At 66.5% G+C, this 2,842-nt stretch carries 2 protein-coding genes; both read left to right on the top strand.

The genetic code is table 11. The features are described from left to right. Positions 1–1,782: ABC transporter ATP-binding protein (locus tag AC1D12_RS30000; RefSeq protein WP_477844885.1), on the top strand; the 1,782-nt coding region annotated here is incomplete at its 5' end. 447 nt (positions 1,783–2,229) lie between these two features. Then, a partial coding sequence (locus AC1D12_RS29995; RefSeq protein ID WP_477844883.1) for a TonB-dependent receptor plug domain-containing protein occupies positions 2,230–2,842 on the top strand: 613 nt, incomplete at its 3' end.

Raw genomic sequence — 2,842 nt, 5'->3', positions numbered from 1 at the left:
CGCCTGACCATCGCGCGCGGCGAGACCTTCGCGCTGGTCGGCGAGTCCGGTTGCGGCAAGAGCATGACGGCGCTCGCGCTGATGCGCCTGCTGCCCGACAACGGCCGCGTCACGCAGGGCACGCTGAACGTCGAGGGCGAAGAGGTGTTCGCGCTGCCGGAGTCGCGCATGCGCAGCGTGCGCGGCGGCAAGATCGGCATGATCTTCCAGGAGCCGTCGACCAGCCTGAACCCGGTCAAGCGCGTCGGCGAGCAGATCGTCGAGGCGATCGAGGCCCACACCGAGCTGCGCGGCGCCGCGGCCCGCGCGAAGGCCATCGAGTGGCTGGGCAAGGTCGGCATCCCCGAGCCCGAGCGCCGCATCGACGAGTACCCGTTCCGCCTGAGCGGTGGCCAGAAGCAGCGCGTGATGATCGCGATGACGCTGGCTGCCGAGCCCGATTTCCTGATCGCCGACGAGCCGACCACTGCGCTCGACGTGACGATCCAGGCGCAGATCCTCGACCTGCTGAAGCGCCTGCAGAGCGAGCAGGGCATGGGCCTGCTGCTGATCACGCACGACCTCGCGGTGGTGGCCGGCATGGCGCACCGCGTCGCGCTGATGTACGCCGGGCAGATCATCGAGGAGGCGACGAGCGACGAGTTCTTCCGTTCGCCGAAGCACCCGTACGCGAAGCTGCTGCTGCGCGCGCTGCCCGATGCCGACAAGCGCGGCGGCCGCCTCGCGGCGATCCCCGGCACCGTGCCGCCGCTGTGGCAGGAGTTCACCGGCTGCCGCTTCGCGCCGCGCTGCGACCRCGTGATGCCCGAGTGCCACACGACGATCCCCGAGCTGATCGACCTCGGCACGCGGCGCAACGTGCGCTGCATCCTGTACCGTGATGGTGCGATGCCGGTGGATGCCGCCCCGATCCAGGGCGACGCGATCGCCGCGGTGCCGGAAAGCCGCGCCACCAGTGGCGTGGACCAGCCAGTGCTGCTGGATGTGAAGCAGCTGTCGGTCCGCTTCGCGATCCGCAAGGGCTTGCTGCAGCGCGCCCAGGGGCACTTCAACGCGGTCGACGGCATCTCGTTCGCGATCCGTCCCGGCGAGACGCTGGCGCTGGTCGGCGAATCCGGCTGCGGCAAGACGACCACCGGCAAGGCCATCGTGCAGCTGCTGCGCCACCAGGCGGTGATCGAGGGCCAGGCGATCTTCCAGGGTCAGGATCTCTTCTCGCTGCAAGGCGATGCGTTGCGTGATGCGCGGCGTGCGGTGCAGATCATCTTCCAGGACCCGTTCGCATCGCTGAACCCGCGCATGCGGGTGTTCGACGTGCTCGAAGAAGGCCTGCTCGCGTTGCGCCCCGAGCTCGACCTCGGCGCGCGGCGCGAGCTGCTCGAGAAGCTGGTCGACCAGGTCGGCCTGCGGCGCGATGCGTTGCAGCGCTACCCGCATGAATTCTCCGGCGGCCAGCGCCAGCGCATCGCGATCGCGCGTGCACTGGCCGTCAACCCGAAGCTGATCGTCTGCGACGAGCCGACMTCGGCGCTCGAYGTGTCGGTGCAGGCGCAGATCCTCAACCTGCTGCGCGAGCTGCAGCGCGAACTCGGTGTGTCGTACCTCTTCATCACGCACAACATCGGCGTCGTCGAGTACATCGCCGACCACGTGGCGGTGATGCAGAAGGGGCGCATCGAGGAATCGGGCACCACCGAATCGGTGCTGGGCTCACCGCAATCGAGCTACACGCGCACCTTGCTTGCGGCGGTGCCCCGAATCAGGGCCGAACTGAGCGCCTGATTCATCGCCGCCATGCATCGATGGCAGCGTGCCATCGATGGGCGAACCACCCGCTTTCAGCGGGCGCGGCACCGCTTTGCTCGTCCATTTTCGAGGGCTGTTGCACAGGGCCAACGACTGAGTTGTTTCAGGTTAGGGGAGGGTGCCCAGGTGCGCGTCGAAGTGTGTCATCGAGTGATCGATCGCCATCGGCGATACCGGCCGCAAACCCGCATGAATGCTGGGTTTCCCGACATCGACACACATGCGCCGTGAGCCTGTATCACACCGGCACCTGCGCGCCTTCTGAAGCGATCAAGGAATACCCTAAACGGTCGCTATTTCCCTTCAGTGACAATTCTTTTACATGTCTTTGCGGACAGGTCATGGCAGGTTCATGAAGCCGGCACATGACTTGCTGTGAGAGTGGGTTTATCGATCAACCTTTTCAGTGTTTTAGGAGATCACATGTTTAGAAGAACGAAGGTCTGCACCGGCCTGATGTTGGCGTTCGGCGGCAGCCTCGCGCTCGGCTCGTTGCCCGCTCTCGCGCAGCAGCAGATGGACAAGGTCGAGATCACCGGYTCGGCGATCAAGCGCATCGACGCYGAAACGGCGCTGCCGGTGACGGTCATCACCCGCGAGGAGATCGCGCGCAGTGGTGCAGCCAACATGGAGCAGCTGGTCCAGAAGATGGCGTCGACCAACACCGCCGGCGCGAGCCGCGGTTCGGACCTGGCCGGCCTCGCGAGCTATGGCACGTCCAGCGTTTCGCTGCGTGGCCTGGGCGACAGCCGCACGCTGGTGCTGTTGAACGGCCGCCGCCTCGCGGTGTTCGCCTCTGACGGCGGTGCCGTCAACATCAACGCGATTCCGCTGGCCGCCATCGAGCGTGTCGAAATCCTGCGTGACGGCGCCTCGGCCGTGTACGGCAGCGATGCGGTCGCCGGCGTGATCAACTTCATCCTGAAACAGGACTACAACGGCCTTGAGATCGGTGGCGAATCCGGCCGTCCGACCAAGTCGGGCGGCGGCAAGACGAACCGCGCGAACATCCTGTTCGGCCACGGCGACCTGGTCC

It is taken from the genome of Rhizobacter sp. P1_G5, from assembly GCF_056405435.1.
The sequence above is the reverse complement of the archived record's forward strand: the minus strand, read 5'-3'. Positions and strand labels throughout refer to the sequence as shown.